An 18,738-nucleotide genomic window follows, 5' to 3' on the forward strand; every position below is an offset into this window, starting at 1 on the left:
CTCCTTTTAATCCCCCCACGAAAAGTGAGCTTGCTCATTTTTACACAATTTACGTCAAAAATCTTCCAGGATTTAAACGGATAACCACTTTAGCTCTTCCCCTTTTCATCAAGATAGGACAAAATTCCACGCTAAATTTATTAGCGTACCGGCCATTGACCCCCTCCTGACGTCCCGTGTCGTTTTCCTGGCGTGCCGCAATTCAAGATTGCGTGATAAGGGTGAGAGAAGGCAAACGTTTACCTTCAAGGTTTTCAGGAGTTTAGGATATGGTCTGGAGTGACATTTAATGGCAACAATTAAAGACGTAGCAAAACGCGCAAACGTTTCCACTACAACCGTATCACATGTAATTAACAAAACCCGCTTCGTGGCGGAAGAGACGCGCAACGCCGTCTGGGCGGCAATCAAAGAGCTGCACTACTCGCCGAGTGCCGTTGCGCGTAGCCTTAAAGTTAATCACACCAAATCCATTGGTTTGCTGGCGACCAGCAGTGAAGCGGCCTATTTTGCCGAAATCATCGAAGCGGTTGAGAAAAACTGCTTCCAGAAAGGCTATACCCTTATCCTCGGCAACGCGTGGAACAATATTGAAAAACAGCGCGCCTATCTGTCGATGATGGCGCAAAAACGCGTGGATGGCCTGCTGGTGATGTGTTCCGAATACCCGGAATCTGTCCTGTCCATGCTGGAAGAGTATCGTCATATCCCGATGGTGGTGATGGACTGGGGCGAAGCGCGCGCCGACTTTACCGACTCCGTCATCGATAACGCCTTCGAAGGCGGTTATATGGCGGGCCGCTATCTGATTGAACGCGGTCACCGTGAAATTGGCGTGATCCCGGGGCCGCTCGAGCGCAACACCGGTGCTGGCCGTCTGGCCGGGTTTATGAAGGCGATGGAAGAAGCGCTGATCACCGTGCCGGAAAACTGGATCGTGCAGGGCGACTTTGAGCCGGAGTCTGGCTACCGCGCCATGCAGCAGATCGTTTCTCAGCCGCATCGTCCAACGGCGGTGTTCTGCGGCGGGGACATCATGGCGATGGGGGCCCTGTGTGCAGCCGATGAGCTGGGCCTGCGCGTGCCGCAGGATATTTCCGTGATCGGCTATGACAACGTGCGCAACGCGCGCTTCTTTACGCCTGCGCTGACCACCATCCACCAGCCGAAGGATTCTCTCGGTGAAACGGCCTTCAATATGCTGATGGACAGGATCGTCAACAAACGTGAAGAGTCGCAGTCCATTGAAGTTCACCCGCGCCTTATCGAGCGCCGTTCCGTTGCGGATGGTCCATTCCGCGACTACCGTCGTTAATCTCGTGTGGAGCCAGCTAAGCTGGCTCCCGTAGCCATTCCCGGTTAAGCGTTTCGCTGTCTCCCAGATAATCCAGTAGCCATGCCATGGCGGGCGACACATCATTTTGTTGCCACGTCAGGCAGCAGGCCGCATCCGGGAACGGATTCTCCAGCGTCAGCTCGACCCATTCACCGGTATCGATTCTCGGCTTAGCGAAATGGACGGGAACCATCGCGACGCACAGCCCGGCGCTGAGGCAGGTCGCGGAGGATTCCCAGTCCGGCGCTACCACCCGCCGCTGGTTATCAAGCAGCCAGGTAATACGTTTTGGCAACGAGCGCGAGGTATCCTCCAGCACCAGCGACGGCCAGTTGCGCAGCGTGTCGTCACTCAGCGGTCCCTCCAGGGCAGCCAGCGGATGATCGTGTGCCACGACGCATTTCCAGCTCAACATGCCCATATCGCGAAACGCATAGCGCCCCCCGACGGGGATCGCCTGGGTTGCGCCAATCGCCATCTCTGCCCTGCCGTCCGCCAGCGCGTCCCAGACCCCGTTGAATACCTCCTGCGAGACACGAAGTTCAACGTCTGAAAAATGGCGATAGAAATCCACGATCATCTGCCGGGTACGCTCCGGCTTAACGATATTGTCCACGGCGATGGAAAGATGTCCGCGCCAGCCGTTGGCGATCTGCTGGCACTGTTCGCGGGTGATCTGCATTTTTTTGATAACAGAACGCCCTTCTTTCAAAAACCACGCGCCAGCAGGCGTTAATTCCACATCGCGATGCCGCCGTTCGAACAGCGGAACCGCCAGCCACTCTTCAAGCTGCCGCACCGTGTAGCTGATAGCCGAAGGGACGCGGTGCAACTCCTGTGCCGCACCGCTAAAGCTGCCGTTACGCGCGACAGCATCCACCACTTCAAGAGAATAATCTGACCACATTTTCTGCCTGCAAAAAATTTGAATGCAACCGCCAAATATTAGCGTTTCACAACCCGCTTTGCACTCCCTACACTCTGCGCCAGTGTCTACCTGCCTCCTCAAGGAGAATAAAACAATGCAACCCAGGAATGGATTTTTAGTCTGGCTCGGCGGTTTGAGCGTGCTGGGCTTTTTGGCCACCGATATGTACCTGCCCGCGTTTGCGGCGATGCAGGAAGATCTGCAAACGCCAGCCGCGGCCATCAGCGCCAGCCTGAGTTTGTTCCTCGCCGGTTTTGCCATCGCACAGCTGCTCTGGGGCCCGCTCTCCGATCGCTTCGGGCGTAAACCGGTGCTGTTACTGGGCCTGGCCATTTTTGCCGCAGGCTGTCTGGGAATGTTATGGGTACGCGATGCGACCTGGCTGCTGGTGCTGCGCTTTGTGCAGGCCGTCGGCGTCTGTGCCGCGGCGGTAACCTGGCAGGCTCTCGTGACCGACTACTACCCGGCCAACCGTACCAACCGCATTTTCGCCACCATTATGCCGCTGGTTGGCCTGTCACCCGCCCTCGCTCCCCTGCTGGGCAGCTGGATCCTCGCGCACTTTGACTGGCAGGCCATTTTTGCCACGCTGTTTGCCATCACCCTGGTACTGATGCTGCCGGCGTTTGCCCTCAAGCCCGCGCATAAAAAAGAGGCGCATGCTGACGCCAAACCGATCACGTTCCTCTCCCTGCTGAGCGCCAAAGCGTATCGTGGTAACGTCCTGGTCTATGCCGCCTGCTCGGCGAGCTTCTTCGCCTGGCTCACCGGCTCGCCGTTTATTCTGCACGATATGGGGTACAGCCCGGCCGCCATTGGCCTGAGCTATGTCCCGCAGACCATCGCCTTCCTGCTGGGCGGATACGGCTGCCGTGCGGCGCTGCAGAAATGGGAAGGCCAGCAGATGCTGCCCTGGCTGCTGGTGATGTTTGCCTTGAGCGTGGGCGCGACCTGGGCCGTTGGGTTTATTCCAGGCGTCGGTCTGGCGGAGATTTTGATTCCGTTCTGCGTGATGGCGGTGGCTAACGGTGCCATTTATCCTATCGTGGTCGCACAGGCGTTACGTCCTTTCCCGCAGGCGACAGGACGCGCCGCGGCGCTGCAAAATACCCTGCAGCTCGGCCTATGCTTCCTGGCAAGCCTGGTGGTGTCAGCGCTGATTGCCACCCCGCTGTTAACTACCACCAGCGTGATGCTGGTCACCGTTGCGCTGGCAGTAATGGGTTATCGCATGCAATCCGCCGCACAGCGCGAGCTTGAGAACCATGCTCAGGCGGAGACGTCGCACGCGTAATCACTGGGGAAAATATGTAACATTTCAGTGATTAGGTTGCTAAGAATTTTCTATTGAATCACCAAATTTTGAGGCCTATACTAAATTTGGTTCGATTAAATACGATAAATATTAAGTGTTAACGGGAGCCGGAGTGCTCCCGTTTTACCATGGAAGGCATTTCGGCAAGGGTTATCTCCCTTCCTCTGTTCTACGTCGGATACTAGCCTCGCGGTATTTACCGTGAGATTTCTCACAAACCATAAAAAGCGTCTACGCTGTTTGAAGGTTCTGATCACAGTAAGGTGATGGAGAAGCTATGAGTTCATCGTGTATAGAAGAAGTCAGCGTTCCGGACGATAACTGGTCCCGGATCGTCAGTGAACTGTTAGGTCGTGCAGGCATCACTATCAACGGATCTTCACCCTCCGATCCGCAGGTCAAACATCCCGATTTTTTTAAACGCGTACTTCGCGAGGGATCGTTAGGGCTGGGCGAAAGCTATATGGATGGCTGGTGGGATTGCGAGCGGCTGGATATTTTCTTTGCCAGCGTGTTGCGCGCCGGTCTGGAGAACCAGCTCCCCCGCAATATAAAAGATACGTTGCGCGTCGCCTCCGCCCGTTTGTTCAATCTGCAAAGCAAAAAGCGGGCGTGGATCGTGGGCAAAGAGCACTACGACCTCGGTAACGATTTGTTCAGCCGCATGCTGGATCCCTTCATGCAATACTCCTGCGCCTACTGGAAAAAGGCGACAACCCTCGAAGAAGCCCAGCAGGATAAACTGCGTCTGATTAGCGAGAAACTGCAGCTGCAGCCCGGCATGCGTGTGCTGGATATCGGCTGTGGCTGGGGCGGTCTGGCGTATTTTATGGCGAAGCACTACGGCGTCAGCGTGGTCGGCGTAACCATTTCAGCCGAACAGCAAAAAATGGCCCGGGAGCGCTGCCAGGGTCTCGACGTTGATATCCGTCTGCAGGATTACCGCGACCTCAACGAGCAGTTTGATCGCATTGTTTCCGTGGGCATGTTTGAGCACGTGGGGCCGAAAAATTACGACACCTATTTTGAGGTGGTGGATCGTAATTTAAAACCCGACGGCATCTTCCTGCTGCACACCATAGGCTCTAAGCGCACGGACAATAACGTTGACCCGTGGATCAATAAATACATCTTTCCGAATGGCTGTTTGCCTTCCGTTCGCCAGATTGCCAACGCCAGCGAAAGCCACTTCATCATGGAAGACTGGCATAACTTTGGCGCGGATTACGACACCACGCTTATGGCGTGGCATGAACGTTTCCAGCAAGCGTGGCCTGAGATTGCAGACAACTATTCTGAACGATTTAAACGGATGTTCAGCTATTATCTGAATGCCTGCGCAGGTGCGTTCCGCGCGCGTGATATTCAGCTCTGGCAGGTGGTCTTTAGTCGCGGGATTGAACACGGCTTACGTGTGCCGCGCTAAAAAATAACCCCGGGTATCCGGGGTTATTTTTTTATTCTTCTTCGGTGGCCTTTATTATGGCCGCCTCTTTCGCCGCCAGCACACGCTCGACGGTATCTACGACCGCCTGGGTTTGCGGATCGATTTCGATATTCACACGCTGCCCCAGTTTTTTCGCCCCCAGCGTCGTACGCTGTAGCGTTTCCGGAATTAAATGCACGCAAAAACGCGTCGGCGTCACTTCTCCGACCGTCAGGCTAATCCCATCAATACCAATAAATCCTTTATACAGGATGTATTTCATTAATGACGGATCCTGCACTTTAAACCAGATTTGACGGTTATTTTCAGAGGTGACAATTTTCGCCACTTCGGCGGTGGTCATGATATGGCCCGACATCAGGTGGCCGCCAATTTCATCACTGAACTTCGCCGCACGCTCTACGTTTACGGTATCGCCCACCACCAGTTCGCCCAGGTTGGTGATACGCAGCGTTTCTTTCATTAAATCAAAGCTAATCTGGTTGCCGTTAATTTCGGTCACCGTCAGGCAGCAGCCGTTATGCGCAACCGAGGCACCGGTTTCGATGCCATCCAGCATATATTCTGGCAGCTCAACGACGTGGGTACGGAAATTAGGTTTTTCATCAATGGACACCACTTTAGCGGTGCCCTGCACAATACCAGTAAACATGCTTACAACTCCTGTATTTTCCGGACGGTGGTGACACCGTTTAATCCCACCACAATAACAGTTGGAAATACAGGTTGCCAGAGCAGCGCATTTTCTGGCGATTTTTTCACTAGATTAATAGCTAAAGCCCGCTACAATAGCTGGCACCCCCTCTGCTTTTTCTTCTTGCTGCCAGTTACGGCGGCTTTTTTAGTCTCTCATATAACTACAAAATAAAGGTGTTCACGTGCAGAAGTACATGAATGAAGCGCGGCAGTTATTGGCACTGGCTATCCCGGTGATCATCGCGCAGGTGGCCCAGACCGCAATGGGATTTGTGGATACGGTGATGGCCGGTGGCTACAGCGCCACCGATATGGCCGCCGTGGCAATCGGAACCTCTATCTGGCTTCCGGCCATTCTCTTCGGTCACGGCCTGCTGCTGGCACTCACGCCGGTTATCGCCCAGCTGAATGGTTCCGGCCGACGTGAACGTATCGCCCATCAGGTGCGCCAGGGCTTTTGGCTGGCTGGATTTGTCTCCGTACTGATTATGATTGTGCTCTGGAACGCCGGGCATATCATTCGCGCCATGCATAATATCGACCCGGCTCTGGCAGACAAGGCCGTGGGGTATCTGCGCGCCCTGCTCTGGGGTGTACCGGGTTATCTCTTCTTCCAGGTGGCGCGTAACCAGTGCGAAGGCCTGGCAAAAACCAAGCCGGGGATGGTCATGGGCTTTATCGGTTTACTGGTCAACATTCCGGTGAACTATATCTTTATTTACGGCCATTTTGGTATGCCGGAGCTTGGCGGCGTAGGCTGTGGCGTGGCAACAGCGGCGGTGTACTGGGTGATGTTCTTTAGCATACTTACCTTTGTTAAACACGCCCGCTCCCTGCGTGATATCCGTAATGAGCGTTCATTCAGCACGCCGGACTGGCACATTATGATGCGTCTGGTACAGCTGGGGCTGCCCATTGCGCTGGCACTGTTCTTTGAAGTGACTCTGTTTGCCGTGGTCGCCCTGCTGGTCTCGCCGTTGGGCATTGTGAACGTGGCCGGACACCAGATTGCGCTGAACTTCAGCTCGCTGATGTTCGTCCTGCCGATGTCGCTGGCGGCCGCGGTCACCATCCGCGTCGGCTTCCGTCTGGGGCAAGGTTCAACTCTTGATGCACAAACGGCTGCGCGCACCGGGCTGGGCGTGGGTGTCTGTATGGCGGTCTGCACCGCGCTTTTCACCGTCGCACTGCGGGAGCAAATTGCCCTGCTCTATAATGACAACCCGGAAGTGGTGATGCTGGCATCTCATCTGATGCTGCTGGCAGCGGTATACCAGATCTCTGACTCCATCCAGGTGATCGGCAGCGGCGTACTGCGTGGTTATAAAGATACCCGCTCCATCTTCTTTATTACCTTCATCGCCTACTGGGTGTTGGGTCTGCCGAGCGGTTACATTCTCGCGCTCACCGATCTGGTGGTGGATCGCATGGGGCCCGCCGGGTTCTGGATCGGCTTTATCATCGGTCTGACCTCTGCGGCTATCATGATGATGCTGCGTATGCGCTTCCTGCAGCGTCAGCCATCCACGGTAATTTTGCAACGCGCCGCACGTTAAATACACAGTAGCCGCCTGCTGGCGGCTACTTTCTCTTCACTTTGCGCGGTAATGAAGCAATCGCGTGAAATCAGAGAGAAAAATGCATTTTGCCTCTTGCCACTGCGGTGCTGTGCCGCTAATATTCGTCCCCGTTGTCACCGACAACACGTTGCGTTCATAGCTCAGTTGGTTAGAGCACCACCTTGACATGGTGGGGGTCGTTGGTTCGAGTCCAATTGAACGCACCATTCTGCGTCCGTAGCTCAGTTGGTTAGAGCACCACCTTGACATGGTGGGGGTCGGTGGTTCGAGTCCACTCGGACGCACCATTTCAGCCCTGAAATGGTGCAAATCCTCTTCTTGTAGTCTGAATAATCCCAATTGCCTGATTTTTTACGCTTTCTCCTGCTACGCTTTTCATATGACAAAAAAAAGCAGGAACAGTGTCGATGAAAAAAATCGCCATTATCGGCTCCGGCCCCACAGGGATTTACACCTTTTACGCGCTCCTGAAGCATAAAACGCCACTGGCCGTTTCCATTTTCGAAAAAGCCGAGGAAGCGGGCGTGGGCATGCCCTATCGAATTGATGAAAACTCGCGTCTGATGCTGGCGAATATTGCCAGCATTGAAATCCCACCCGTTTTTATGACCTACCTCGACTGGTTAAAAGAACAGAGTGCAGCCCATCTCGCCCGCTATCACGTCGATAAAGCTTCCCTGCACGACCGGCAGTTTCTGCCCCGGATCCTGCTGGGGGAATATTTTCGCGACAGTTTTCTGAGAGTGGTCAAAGAGGCCCGCAGGCTGGGATTTCAGGTCGATATCCATGAATCCGCCGAGGTGACGGATATCGCCACCGACAAAGACGGCGTTACGCTTTCGGTAAATAAGAGCCGCTTACCTGAACGCTTCAACCTTGCCGTCATCGCCACCGGCCACGTCTGGCCTGATGAGGATGAGGCCACGCGCACCTTCTTCCCAAGCCCCTGGTCCGGGTTGATGGACGCCGATATCCCAGCCTGTCGGGTGGGGATTATGGGGACCTCATTAAGCGGACTGGACGCCGCCATGGCGGTTGTTATGCAGCATGGCGCCTTTGTTGATGACAAATTCGTTCTGGATAAAGGCAGCGAGGCGTTAAAAATAGTCCTCATGTCCCGGACAGGCATTCTGCCTGAGGCCGATTTTTACTGCCCTATTCCTTACGAGCCGCTGTCGGTATTAACTGAATTTGTCGTTGAGAATGAAATCGCCAAAGGGTCTGACGGCCTGCTGGATCGTATTTTTGCCCTGATGGTAAAAGAGCTGGAACTCGCCGACCCGGCATGGTGTGAGAAAATCGGGCTGCGCGCCCTGGATGCGGACACCCTTCGCGATGCCTGGTTTGAGGACCGCAAACAGCACGGCCCGTTTAGCTGGGCAGAAGCCAATCTGAATGAGGTCGAACGCAACAAACGTGAGCGGCGAACGGTGCCCTGGCGCTACACCGTGCTTCGGTTGCACGAGGTGGTTCAGGAGATCGTGCCGCATCTTAATGAGCAGGACCGGGAACGTTTCAAACAGGGACTGGCGCGGGTGTTTATTGACAACTACGCCGCCATTCCACCGCAGTCTATCCGTCGGCTGCTTGCGCTGCGCGAGGCCGGGATCATCAGCGTTGTCGCATTAGGTGATGATTACACGCTGGATGTCGGTCGCGCCCAGACGGCGATCGCGACTGAAGACAACACCTATCTCTTTGACGTGTTTATTGATGCCCGCGGGCAAAAACCGCTGAAAACAGAGGATCTGCCTTTCCCGACACTGCGCAAACAGCTGCAGGCGACAGGCGACGAGATCCCTGATATTGGCGAGGATTACACGCTTAAAGCACCAGAAACGGTGCGCGGGAGAATCGCGTTTGGCGCGATACCGTGGCTGATGCACGATCATCCCTTCGTTCAGGGACTGGCCGAGTGTGCGGAGATTGCCGGGTCGATGGCGAAAGCGGCGGAAAAACCTGCTTCTGGGTTACGCAGGAGATTGCCGTATTTCGATAGCTGACAGGGCTTCCATGCCCTGATCGTCATTATTCGAAGAACACTTCCGGGTTCTCTGACAGAGAAACGAAGGTTTTCGTCGCTTTATCCAGCGCACGAATTTCACCGCTCTCAATGTCATACACCCAGCCGTGCAGGCGAAGGGCGTTATTGCGCAGACCCACAGCAACGGATGGATGGGTCTTGATATTGCTCAGCTGCGCAAAGACGTTCTCCTGCACCATCGCATTCACTTTGTCGATCGGCTGATCCCAGCTTTTCTTCTCCACCACCGCTTTAGCGGCATCAGAATAACGCAGCCAGTGGGAGACGGCAGGCATCGGCTCGAGGTTCGCGTTATCCGCAATCGCCTTCATCGCCCCACAGTTGGAGTGACCGCAAATCACGATATCCGTCACGCCCAGCGCCACAACGGCATATTCGATGGTTGCGGAGACACCGCCCGGCTCTGGCCCGAACGGTGGCACAATGTTGCCAGCATTTCGAATGACAAAGAGCTGTCCTGGCTCTTGCTGAGTGACCAGTTCTGGTACCAGACGGCTGTCGGAGCATGAGATGAACAGCGCTTTGGGATTCTGGCTGGACGCTAAACTGCGGAAGAGCTCTTTACGTTGCGGGAAAATCTCTTTTTGAAAGTTGAGGAAACCTTCAATGATATGTTGCATAGCAATTTCTCTTTTATCTGTTGTTGTTTAGGTATGATCGGGATCACACTCCTGAAGTTTACCCATCGTGCTTTACCTGAGACAAGCAATATATTTCTGGCCCGACCGCTGCACAATCTCGTCCGCGTTTGCCGGGATGTTTTGTCCCTCAAAGGCACCGTACAGGCGGGCAAATTTTTTGCCTTCCAGAAGTCCGGTAATCCGCTCAACGGTGCGGGCTGGCAGCGGCAGCATATTCGGGTAGCTCCACATAAACGAAACGGCGTCTTTTCCGGGCGTGACCTGAAGAATATCCCCCGCCAGCAATACGCCTTCGCCCTCCTGCCAGTGCAGCACCGTACCGCCTGCAAAATGCCCCCCCAGACGCAACAAGGTGACCGACGGAAATAGTTCCAGCGTATCCCCTTCCCAGAACTGAATGGCAGGACTGCCGCGCATGACCCACTCTCTGTCGCTGGCGTGCAGGTACACCGGTGCATTAAATGCCGCAGCCCATGTCTGCATGGTGGTGTAATAGTGTGGGTGCGAGATCGCAATCGCGCTGATGCCGCCGAGCGCGGTAATGAGCGTTTTGGTTGCCGGGTCGAGGTTGGCAATACAGTCCCAGAGAATATTGCCGTGTGGGGTACGCAAAAGCAGCGCGCGCTGGTTAATCGCAAAGGCAGGCACCGTTTTGATACTCAACAGCTGTGGCTCAAGCTGCTGCCATTTGTTGCTGTGGGTGGAAGTCACGGTAGCAAAGTCAATCCACGCCTGGCCGCTGTGCGGAACATACTGGCGTTCATCCTCGCAAATCGGGCATGTTTCCGGCGTGGTGTCATACGCAGTACCGCAGGTTTTGCAGAGTGTCATCATATGCATTCCTCAGCCATAAAGCAGAGAGTATGGCAGGGATTATCCATATGTGCTGCGAGGTACATTGCTGGCCTTTTTTGCCCTATACTGTGCCAGTATCAAAAACTGAATAAAGCAGGTGCCACATGGAAATTGATCTCGAAAACCTGGTCTTTAACGGACTGGATGAAGCAGAAGAGCGTAATGCGGAACGTCTGGACGACGCAGATAAAAAAGCCCAGGCGATTGTTGCAGATGAAGACTGCGGCGATGCCTGCAAGATCTGATGAAAAAGCACCGGATAACCCGGTGCTTTTTTTATGTTACTTTTTCAGCCCGTCAATGGCCGCCTGCGCGCAGGCTTCATCAAGATGACCGCCCGGCGCACCGCCGATGCCAATCGCCCCGATCACCTCATCGCCCTCTTTCACCGGCAGGCCGCCCGCCAGCAGCAGGAAGCCCGGAATATCACGCATGTTTTGCGCGCCGGCGTTGCTCTGCGCCGCTTCCATCACTTTGCCTGAGGCATTCTTTGCGCTGAGCGCCGTCCAGGCTTTCATTTCGCTGGCTTTAACCGTATGAGGACCGGCATTGTCCGTACGCTGCACGGCTTTCACCACGCCCGCACGGTCAACCACGGTGACCGTCACCTGATAATTCTTTGCCGTACACGCCTGAATGGCGGACGTGGCCAGCGCATTCGCCTGCGCCAGCGAGAGACTCTTTTGGTTTAACGTATCGGCCTGTGCCGTCAGACTTACGCTACCTGCGGCCAGTGCCGCAACCATCAATAATTTTTTCATCGCACTTCCTCGTGTGTTGGGATACGTGGCAGAGCGTACCCCGCCGGGCGATGAAACATAATTCGGTTGAATACGCACTCAACCTGGTAGTTATACGGATTGCAATTTATCGTATTCGCGTATTGCCTGAACCAGACTGCCGACGCCAAGCTTGGTAAACGCCGCCGCGCGGTGCGCTTCCACCGTCCGTGGCGAGAGATTCAGCCGGGCGGCCACCTCTTTGTTGCTGAGCCCTTTCATCAACTCCCCCAGCACCTCATGCTCCCGCACGGTTAATTGTGCGAAGCGCGCTTTCACCCGGGAGGTTTCCTGCCAGCCGGCAAACCGGCGCTGACTCTCCTCAAAGGCTAATCCTACCGTTTCAATAAGCTTATCGGCATCCAGCGGCTTGGTGAAAAACTCAAACACGCCGTTACGAAATGCCCGACGACAGGCATCTACGGTCCCGTGCCCGGTCATGATGATCACCGGCAGCAGGGGCCAGGGCCATTTCCCCTCCTCAAGCCAGGTGAGTCCGCCTTTGCCCGGCATCCGCATATCCAGCAGCATGCAGCCTACCAGCTCTGTATCCCGTGCATGGGCCGCGGTAAAGGCATCAACGCTTTCAAACGTCCTGACCGGCCACCTCATGCCCGAAAGCAAAAACGCCATCGATTCTCTGATGGATTCATCATCATCAATCAGCCAGATTGTGTTATCCAACTGTAGCCTCCTTTCCGTTTGCCAGTTGTAGCCGGATCTGTGCCCCGCCCTGCGGCGCATTGCCCAGCGTAATCGATCCATTCATACGCGTCATTAATGATTCCGTTAAGGTCATTCCCAGGCCTATGCCCTCTTCCCGGCCGCTGTAAAACGGCATAAAGGCATTCTGTAATGCCTCCGGGCTGAAGCCAGGCCCGCCGTCCGTCACGGTAATCTGAATGCCGCTCTCGGTTTTGTGGCTTTCAATCTTTACCCAGCCAGCAGGACTCGCCTGTTGGGCCTGAATCGCATTGCTGAGCAGATTATGCAGCACCTGCTCCAGCCAGAGCGGGTCGGCCAGCACGGTGGTGGCCCCGGGGGCAAACGCATGGCTGACCGAGATATGCTCAGCCCTGCGCTCATGCTCAAGTAAGTTCACCACCTGCAGCCAGCATGCTGCCAGATCGGTTTCCCGCAGAGTGACTTTCTCCTTCACAACGTGCTCGCGAAAACGGGTTAATAATGCGCTAATACGCTGCGTTTGCGTCAGCGCAGCCGACAGCGCCTGCGACACGGCCTGGCCGTTTTCCTGCTGTAACTGACGCTGCGCGCCCTGGATCCACGTCTGGACGGCGGTCAGCGGCTGGTTTATCTCATGCACAATACCGGCGGTGATCTCCCCCAGGGTATTGAGCCTGGCGTGCTGGTAATAGCGCGCCCTTTGCTCGGCGTCTTTACGTGCTTTACGCTGCCAGAGCACCACGTTTGCCAGCGCAATCACTATCCCCCAGCCGATAAACAGTAAAGGGTAAACAGACCAGGAGACGCCAAACCAGTCCGGCCGGGAATCCGCTTCAAGCGTAAAAGGTTGCGTATGTTGCGGGAAGGTGCGTTGCCAGTGCCAGAATGCGTCAGAGGGCCGTTCTTCTCTGGTCGGTATGAAGCGGATCCCCAGATGGGTAAACGGATGATGCGCATTCAGAATCGGGCCGAGATCCACCCGCACGCGGATCTGACGCCAGGGGTTATAAAGCCAGTACTGCATCTCGTGGGCAGGCTCCACCCGCGCCGCATCCAGTGGGCGTCCCGTCGTTTTTTCCAGCGCGAGCAGATGGGGGAATTTTTTGCGCAGGGCGGCAATGTCTTCATCGCCATTCAGAAGCGGTAAGACCGATTCATTTTGCGTCAGGACCGCGCTTAATTCGGAAAATAACGCCGAGAACTCACGGTCTCGTTCCCAGAACTGACGGCGAATTTGTTCGGCGTAGAGCAGTACGCCGCTGAGTGTGCACGCTATCGCCCAAAGAACGATAGCGCGTTTCATCATGCTGTTGGTGGTCATTGCGTTAACAGGGGCAGTGGCGAATGCCGAGACCTTACCAGCTAACCCTGTTAAGAACAAAAAAACGTGGGGTCAGACCTCCGGTGTATGTTTAAAGCCAGTCAGCATGAGCATTAACCCGTCTGGTGATGAGGCAGGTTCAAACTGATAATGATTTCCCTGGCGATCGCCACCGATATACCACGAGATCTCGGTTTTCCCTTCCGCCAGCGCCTTACGCACGGCTTTATCCACGTCGACCATCCGGTATTCACGAACATGGTTCAGATAAAGCACGGCATCGGAACGGTAATTACAGGCCGGACGCGACGACCACTTCACGGTCGCAGGATCCCAGTCATTACTGGCCGGATAAAAGAAAATCTGATCGGCCCCATTGTTTTCTACCTTCCCACCGAAAATACGGACGCGGTATTTAAACAAGGACGGATCCTGCCCGGCGGGCAGCGGCGGGATATGGAATTTTACCAGGCTCAGCGTCTCGCTGTTTTTTGTGCGTCCACCGTTCTGCCAGTTATCTTCTACCAGTAACACCTGCGGTGAAGGCTGAGAGATGTTCGGTTCAAGACTGCTGAGCCAGACATTGGCCTTCGCCATAGAATAACCATAGGGCACGGTTGAACCACAATCCATACCGCGGTTCATGCAGCGTTCGGTCATAAAGCGGGCGGCATCGTCCGTCCAGCCGTTCATGAAATCGGCATGCGCCGTGTAGAGGCTACCCCAGCGTTCTTCACGTTCAGCCCCCTGCATCACCGGATCGAGCGACAGTTGCGCCTGACGGGTGTCCAGGCGGGTAATACCATGCAGCACGTAAGCCACATTCATATTAACCGTTGGAATTTTTACCGGGAACGCGCTCGGGTACTGGCCGTTAACGTCATACGCCGCATTGGCCAGACCGTGGTCGGGCTTCAGATTCACACCGTCCCAGCAGTTCGGAAATTGAATGCCAATATTAAACTGGACGGCATCGTTAGCTTTACGCAGCCCGCACACCTCCCCGATTTTGCTGCTATAGCCATTCCCGTTCGCGCATAAAAAGCTGATATGGGGGTTGGGCGTGCTGCCGTGATGATCCCCGGCGAGCAGCGACAGCCCGGCCGGGAACGGGTGCAAGGGATAGGCATCAACCTTCGAGGCCTGATAATAAGTTTTTTGGTAGGCCGGTTTGACCACCGTTCCGTCGGGTAATCTCAGAGAAGGCGCCCAGTAGGCAGAGCCGTCGGCCTTGTTATCACAGGTCGTCTCTTCGTGCTGGCGCAAGGTTTCCCGGGTTGAAAAGGCATCGGTATGGGTATTGCCAAAGAAATCGTGCCACATGGCCTGGTTGGGCATACCAAACATCATGATGGCGTCATCGCCGAGGGTGTGGGAGTAACTGCAGACCACATGCGCCTGTGGCCCGGCATGGGCCGCCTGCATGGCAATCAGTAACGCGGTGGCTAAAAGGGCGGGCGTGAATACAGTCCGTTTCATCTTCATCTCCATCTGTGAAAGGAGATATTGGTAACAAAACGGCCTGCGTTAACCGAGGATTTCCCAGCGTATTTTTCCGCTCATCCACGCTTTACAGCGTCGATGCACAGCTCATTCCAGTACATTTCGCGCGTGCGGCGCAGTTCAGCGTGGCGTTTTATCATGGAACCACTCCGGGTCAATGTTGGCCACGTCCACGCCATACAGACTGGCGACAGGCAGTATCGACTCAAGAACACGTTGCGCGCTGTTCTCCGCATTCACGGGCCGGGTCGCAAAAAACCGCCGTAACGTGCTTATCCACTTTTTCATCGTCTTTACCCCTCTCGCTTTACCTGACTTCAGTAAAACACGCCTCCATCAGGAAGGGGAAATAACAATAACGACAGTTGATATGCAGGATTTGAGTAACTCGCGAAACGCTGGTGCCTTACCCGGCCAGCGCCTTCACCACTGTCTCCATTGCCTGGGTGGTTAACTCGCTCCGTTTTACGCGCTGGTTCGCCAGCGCCGTACGCAGTACCCCGGCAATCACGATATGCTTGGGCTCCTGCCCTAAGTCACGCATCTCCAGAACGACCTTCCCTACCACCCGACACATCTCCTGGTACAGCTCTTCGTCTTTGGTCACATTGCCCATAGCGATCCACTCCGTTGCCCTAAACCGTCAGCTTAAATGATCCCTCGCCCGGATACAAAAAAGAAGCCCGGCGAGAAACTCACCGGGCTTCCTAAGCTAAATCAATTAATTAGTTATTTACCGGGATCACCGCGCCTTTGTACTTGGTGCGGATCCAGTCCTGAATCTCTTTGGAGTGCAGCACATTCACCAGCGCAACGATATCTTTCTTCTTCTCGTCACCGCGATGCACGGTAATGATATTGGCATACGGGTTGTTTTCACCGCTCTCAACCGCAATCGGGTCGTGAACCGGATCCAGACCGGCGTCAATCGCGTAGTTGGCGTTGATCACGACCGCCGCGCCTTCATCGTTGTTATACATCTGCGGCAGCAGAGACGCTTCCACGTCAGGAGTGAACTGCAGCTTTTTCGGGTTCTCCACGATGTCGCTGATGCGCGCGGTCACTTTGTCGATGCCAGGCTTCAGCTTGATCACCCCCTCTTTTTCGAAGATAGAGAGAATACGCCCCTCTTCAGAAACGGCATCACGCATGATGATTTTGCCGCCTTCCGGCAGGTCTTTCAGCGACTTGTATTTTTTGGAGTAGATGCCGATGGGCTCGATGTGGATCGCGCCTGCGCTGACAAAATCATAGTCCTTATCGCCTTCGTGATCTTTCAGCACGCTGTTCAGATAAGGGATGTGCTGGAAGTAGTTCGCGTCAATGTCATGACCCGCCAGGGCAGTGTTGGGCAGAATGTAGTCCTGGAACGGTTTGATCTCCAGGTCGATACCCTGCTTCGCCAGAATCGGCTTTGCCTGCTCGAGAATTTCAGCATGTGGCGTATTCGACGCCCCCACGGTGAGGGTGTCAGCCCATGAGGCAAAGCTCAGGGCGCTGAGGGTTGCTGCGGCGATCAGTGTCAGTGTCTTTTTCATGATGATGGTTCCTGTGTGTATTTATTAGCGTTTATCTAACAGTGAGGTAATGATGTCGCCGCAGAACTGGATAACAAAAACGATGATCAAAATGGTCACCGTTGCCACCAGCGTGACGTCACCATGGTTGCGCTGGAATCCTTCCAGATAAGCCAGATTTCCCAACCCACCGGCGCCAATCACTCCGGCCATTGCGCTGTAGCTCACCAGCGCAATCAGCGTCACCGTAATACCTGAAACCAGTGCGGGTGATGATTCCGGCAGTAAAACCCGAAACACTAAGGTGCTCAGTCGTGCCCCCATTGAGCGCGTTGCTTCTATGACCCCTTTATCCACTTCACGCAGGGCGATCTCCACCAGACGGGCGTAGAACGGTGCGGCGCCCACAATCAGGGCAGGCAGTGCCGCGTTAGCTCCCAGGATGGTGCCAACAACGGTCTTGGTGAACGGGATCAGCAAAACAATCAGAATGATGAACGGGATAGAGCGGAACACGTTCACCACAATTGAAATGACGCTATAGACCGTGCGGTTGTGGAACAATCCGCCGCGGGCGGTTAAAAACAGCGCCAGACCCAGTACGATCCCCAGCACAAAGGTCGCCACACCGGAGAGCGCGGTCATGTACAGCGTCTCAAGCGTTGCCGCCCAGAGCTGATCCCACTTCAGATGCGGAAAGAGATTTTCAGCCATGTTTAATCACCTCGCCTTCAATATCGCTGTGCTTCAGGTCGGCGAGGATATTGTTCAGTTGTTCATCGGATGCCACCACGTGTACCCACAGTTGGCCAAACACGCCGTGCGCCGTCTGGGTCATTTTTCCGTGCAGAATGTTAAACGGCAGGCCGTAGCGCAGCGTCAATTCACCCACAATCGGTTTATGTGTGCTGTGCCCGGTGAAGGTCAGACGGATGACCGTCCCTTCCAGATCGTTTGCCAGCTCGGTATTAAAGGTCTCTTCCTCGGCGTACTGGCTCACCTGGCGGACAAACTGCTGCGTAATCGGCTGCTGCGGATGGGTAAAAACGCTCAGCACGTCGCCCTCTTCCACCACTTTACCGTTCTCCATCACCGCCACCCGGTCACAGATTTTGCGCACCACGTGCATCTCGTGGGTGATGAGGACGATGGTCAGCCTGAAACGACGGTTTATGTCCAGCAGCAGATCGAGGATCTGATCGGTGGTCTGTGGGTCGAGCGCAGAGGTGGCTTCGTCACAGAGCAGCACGTCCGGGTTGTTCGCCAGCGCACGCGCAATGCCCACGCGCTGCTTTTGCCCGCCGCTCAGCTGCGACGGATACGCATTTTCACGGCCTTTCAGCCCGACCAGTTCCACCAGCTCGGCCACGCGAGCCTGAATCCTGGCCTTTGGCACCCCGGCGATCTGCATCGAAAAGGCAATGTTTTCCGCTACCGTTCGCGACCACAGCAGGTTGAAGTGCTGGAACACCATGCTGATCTTCAGACGCGCCTGTCGCAGCGCTTCCCCCTTTGCGGCAGAAATGTCCTGACCGTTAATGGTCACGCTGCCGCTGCTCGGTTTTTCCAGGCCATTTAACAGGCGGATAAGCGTACTTTTCCCCGCGCCGCTGTAGCCAATAATGCCGTATATCTGCCCCTGCTCAATCGTCAGATTGACGTTATCAACGGCCGTGAGCGCCACCTTGCCGTTGTCAAAGACCTTAGAAATATTGCTGAGAACAATCATTCTTATTCGTTATCCGTCCGCCCTGGCGGTTTAGAAGTATGGATGTCCAAACGATAGTAATCAGCCGTTACTTGCTTTTAAATGAACAAAAAAGCATGTGTTATAACCAGAGGGAATAAACACTGCCTGTCGCGGGCGAGACCCGTTTAGACCAATTTCAGCAATGTTTATCTGCACGATGCATATGTCAGGGGCGACCCACGCCAAAAACGCGCATTTTTTCAACATATTCTGTTGATATAGCCATCCTCACATCCGGAGCACTTTACGTCTTGCTATCCTGACATCCAAAAACACCATTTATATTCTTTTCTGTTCTAAAAAGCAGAGATTCGTTCTTTCTTGCGAAATTTTCATCGCCCT

The 18,738-nt window shown here is 54.9% G+C and carries 19 protein-coding genes and 2 tRNA genes; 8 read left to right on the forward strand and 13 right to left on the reverse strand.

The genetic code is table 11. From position 1 onward, the window contains the following. Positions 1–289 precede the first annotated feature (289 nt). On the forward strand, positions 290–1,315 hold the full coding sequence (gene purR, locus ACOTZF_RS11485; protein WP_013096929.1) for an HTH-type transcriptional repressor PurR: 1,026 nt from the start codon (positions 290–292) through the stop codon (positions 1,313–1,315). Between the two features lie 16 nt (positions 1,316–1,331). Here the strand turns inward: purR and punR are convergent, their stop codons facing one another. After that, positions 1,332–2,243 (reverse strand): DNA-binding transcriptional activator PunR, encoded by a 912-nt coding sequence (gene punR / locus ACOTZF_RS11490; protein ID WP_013096930.1) that lies wholly within the window; start codon positions 2,241–2,243, stop codon positions 1,332–1,334. A gap of 115 nt (positions 2,244–2,358) precedes the next feature. On the opposite strand from punR, the gene punC reads away from it, so the two are divergent. Together punC and cfa are read left to right on the forward strand one after the other, a co-directional pair. Continuing rightward, a complete protein-coding gene (punC, locus tag ACOTZF_RS11495) occupies positions 2,359–3,558 on the forward strand; it encodes a purine nucleoside transporter PunC (protein WP_045902886.1) in 1,200 nt (399 codons plus the stop codon). A gap of 298 nt (positions 3,559–3,856) precedes the next feature. Continuing rightward, the gene (gene cfa, locus ACOTZF_RS11500) at positions 3,857–5,005 is read left to right on the forward strand and encodes a cyclopropane fatty acyl phospholipid synthase (RefSeq protein ID WP_013096932.1); all 1,149 of its coding nucleotides are present in this window, start codon (positions 3,857–3,859) and stop codon (positions 5,003–5,005) included. A gap of 31 nt (positions 5,006–5,036) precedes the next feature. Here the strand turns inward: cfa and ACOTZF_RS11505 are convergent, their stop codons facing one another. Continuing rightward, positions 5,037–5,678, reverse strand: a complete 642-nt coding sequence (locus ACOTZF_RS11505) for a riboflavin synthase (protein ID WP_013096933.1) — start codon at positions 5,676–5,678, stop codon at positions 5,037–5,039. A 226-nt stretch (positions 5,679–5,904) separates the two neighbouring features. On the opposite strand from ACOTZF_RS11505, the gene mdtK reads away from it, so the two are divergent. The 4 genes from mdtK to ACOTZF_RS11525 all read left to right on the forward strand — a co-directional run bounded on the left by mdtK (position 5,905) and on the right by ACOTZF_RS11525 (position 9,305). Beyond that, entirely contained in the window at positions 5,905–7,278 is a 1,374-nt protein-coding gene (mdtK, locus tag ACOTZF_RS11510) for an MdtK family multidrug efflux MATE transporter (protein WP_013096934.1), read from the forward strand. A 153-nt stretch (positions 7,279–7,431) separates the two neighbouring features. Continuing rightward, positions 7,432–7,508 (forward strand) — tRNA-Val (locus tag ACOTZF_RS11515). A 4-nt stretch (positions 7,509–7,512) separates the two neighbouring features. Continuing rightward, positions 7,513–7,589, forward strand: a tRNA-Val gene (locus ACOTZF_RS11520). 120 nt (positions 7,590–7,709) lie between these two features. Next, complete coding sequence (locus ACOTZF_RS11525) at positions 7,710–9,305, forward strand: FAD-NAD(P)-binding protein (RefSeq protein ID WP_129251591.1); 1,596 nt, start codon at positions 7,710–7,712, stop codon at positions 9,303–9,305. A gap of 25 nt (positions 9,306–9,330) precedes the next feature. Here the strand turns inward: ACOTZF_RS11525 and ACOTZF_RS11530 are convergent, their stop codons facing one another. Beyond that, on the reverse strand, positions 9,331–9,966 hold the full coding sequence (locus ACOTZF_RS11530) for a carbonic anhydrase (protein WP_013096936.1): 636 nt from the start codon (positions 9,964–9,966) through the stop codon (positions 9,331–9,333). Between the two features lie 72 nt (positions 9,967–10,038). Next, complete coding sequence (locus ACOTZF_RS11535; RefSeq protein ID WP_094084175.1) at positions 10,039–10,821, reverse strand: MBL fold metallo-hydrolase; 783 nt, start codon at positions 10,819–10,821, stop codon at positions 10,039–10,041. Positions 10,822–10,946: 125 nt separating this feature from the next. On the opposite strand from ACOTZF_RS11535, the gene ACOTZF_RS11540 reads away from it, so the two are divergent. Then, entirely contained in the window at positions 10,947–11,087 is a 141-nt protein-coding gene (locus tag ACOTZF_RS11540; RefSeq protein ID WP_129317786.1) for a hypothetical protein, read from the forward strand. A gap of 36 nt (positions 11,088–11,123) precedes the next feature. On the opposite strand, the gene ACOTZF_RS11545 is transcribed toward ACOTZF_RS11540, so the two are convergent. The 9 genes from ACOTZF_RS11545 to ACOTZF_RS11585 form a co-directional block, all read right to left on the reverse strand. Then, the gene (locus tag ACOTZF_RS11545) at positions 11,124–11,603 is read right to left on the reverse strand and encodes a GlcG/HbpS family heme-binding protein (RefSeq protein WP_038419202.1); all 480 of its coding nucleotides are present in this window, start codon (positions 11,601–11,603) and stop codon (positions 11,124–11,126) included. Between the two features lie 90 nt (positions 11,604–11,693). Continuing rightward, complete coding sequence (locus tag ACOTZF_RS11550) at positions 11,694–12,305, reverse strand: response regulator transcription factor (protein WP_038419201.1); 612 nt, start codon at positions 12,303–12,305, stop codon at positions 11,694–11,696. Beyond that, positions 12,298–13,626 (reverse strand): sensor histidine kinase, encoded by a 1,329-nt coding sequence (locus ACOTZF_RS11555; protein WP_062729109.1) that lies wholly within the window; start codon positions 13,624–13,626, stop codon positions 12,298–12,300. Before ACOTZF_RS11555 ends, ACOTZF_RS11550 begins: the two co-directional genes overlap by 8 nt. Before the next feature lie 72 nt (positions 13,627–13,698). Further along, the gene (locus ACOTZF_RS11560; RefSeq protein WP_421636092.1) at positions 13,699–15,105 is read right to left on the reverse strand and encodes a DUF1996 domain-containing protein; all 1,407 of its coding nucleotides are present in this window, start codon (positions 15,103–15,105) and stop codon (positions 13,699–13,701) included. Positions 15,106–15,249: 144 nt separating this feature from the next. Beyond that, a complete protein-coding gene (locus ACOTZF_RS11565) occupies positions 15,250–15,417 on the reverse strand; it encodes a hypothetical protein (RefSeq protein WP_062729105.1) in 168 nt (55 codons plus the stop codon). A gap of 118 nt (positions 15,418–15,535) precedes the next feature. After that, complete coding sequence (gene fumD, locus ACOTZF_RS11570; protein WP_013096944.1) at positions 15,536–15,745, reverse strand: fumarate hydratase FumD; 210 nt, start codon at positions 15,743–15,745, stop codon at positions 15,536–15,538. Between the two features lie 109 nt (positions 15,746–15,854). After that, positions 15,855–16,667: a MetQ/NlpA family ABC transporter substrate-binding protein gene (locus ACOTZF_RS11575; protein WP_047352554.1), complete on the reverse strand. Its 813-nt coding sequence runs from the start codon at positions 16,665–16,667 to the stop codon at positions 15,855–15,857. Positions 16,668–16,691: 24 nt separating this feature from the next. Then, entirely contained in the window at positions 16,692–17,360 is a 669-nt protein-coding gene (locus ACOTZF_RS11580; protein WP_013096946.1) for a methionine ABC transporter permease, read from the reverse strand. Then, positions 17,353–18,375 carry a methionine ABC transporter ATP-binding protein gene (locus ACOTZF_RS11585; protein ID WP_020688322.1) on the reverse strand — a complete coding sequence of 341 codons (1,023 nt, stop codon included), beginning with the start codon at positions 18,373–18,375 and terminating at the stop codon, positions 17,353–17,355. The genes ACOTZF_RS11580 and ACOTZF_RS11585 overlap by 8 nt, the downstream gene beginning before the upstream one ends. Positions 18,376–18,738: the final 363 nt, after the last annotated feature.

Source organism: Enterobacter cloacae complex sp. SHL021, from assembly GCF_049237765.1.
GTDB lineage: Bacteria > Pseudomonadota > Gammaproteobacteria > Enterobacterales > Enterobacteriaceae > Enterobacter > Enterobacter cloacae.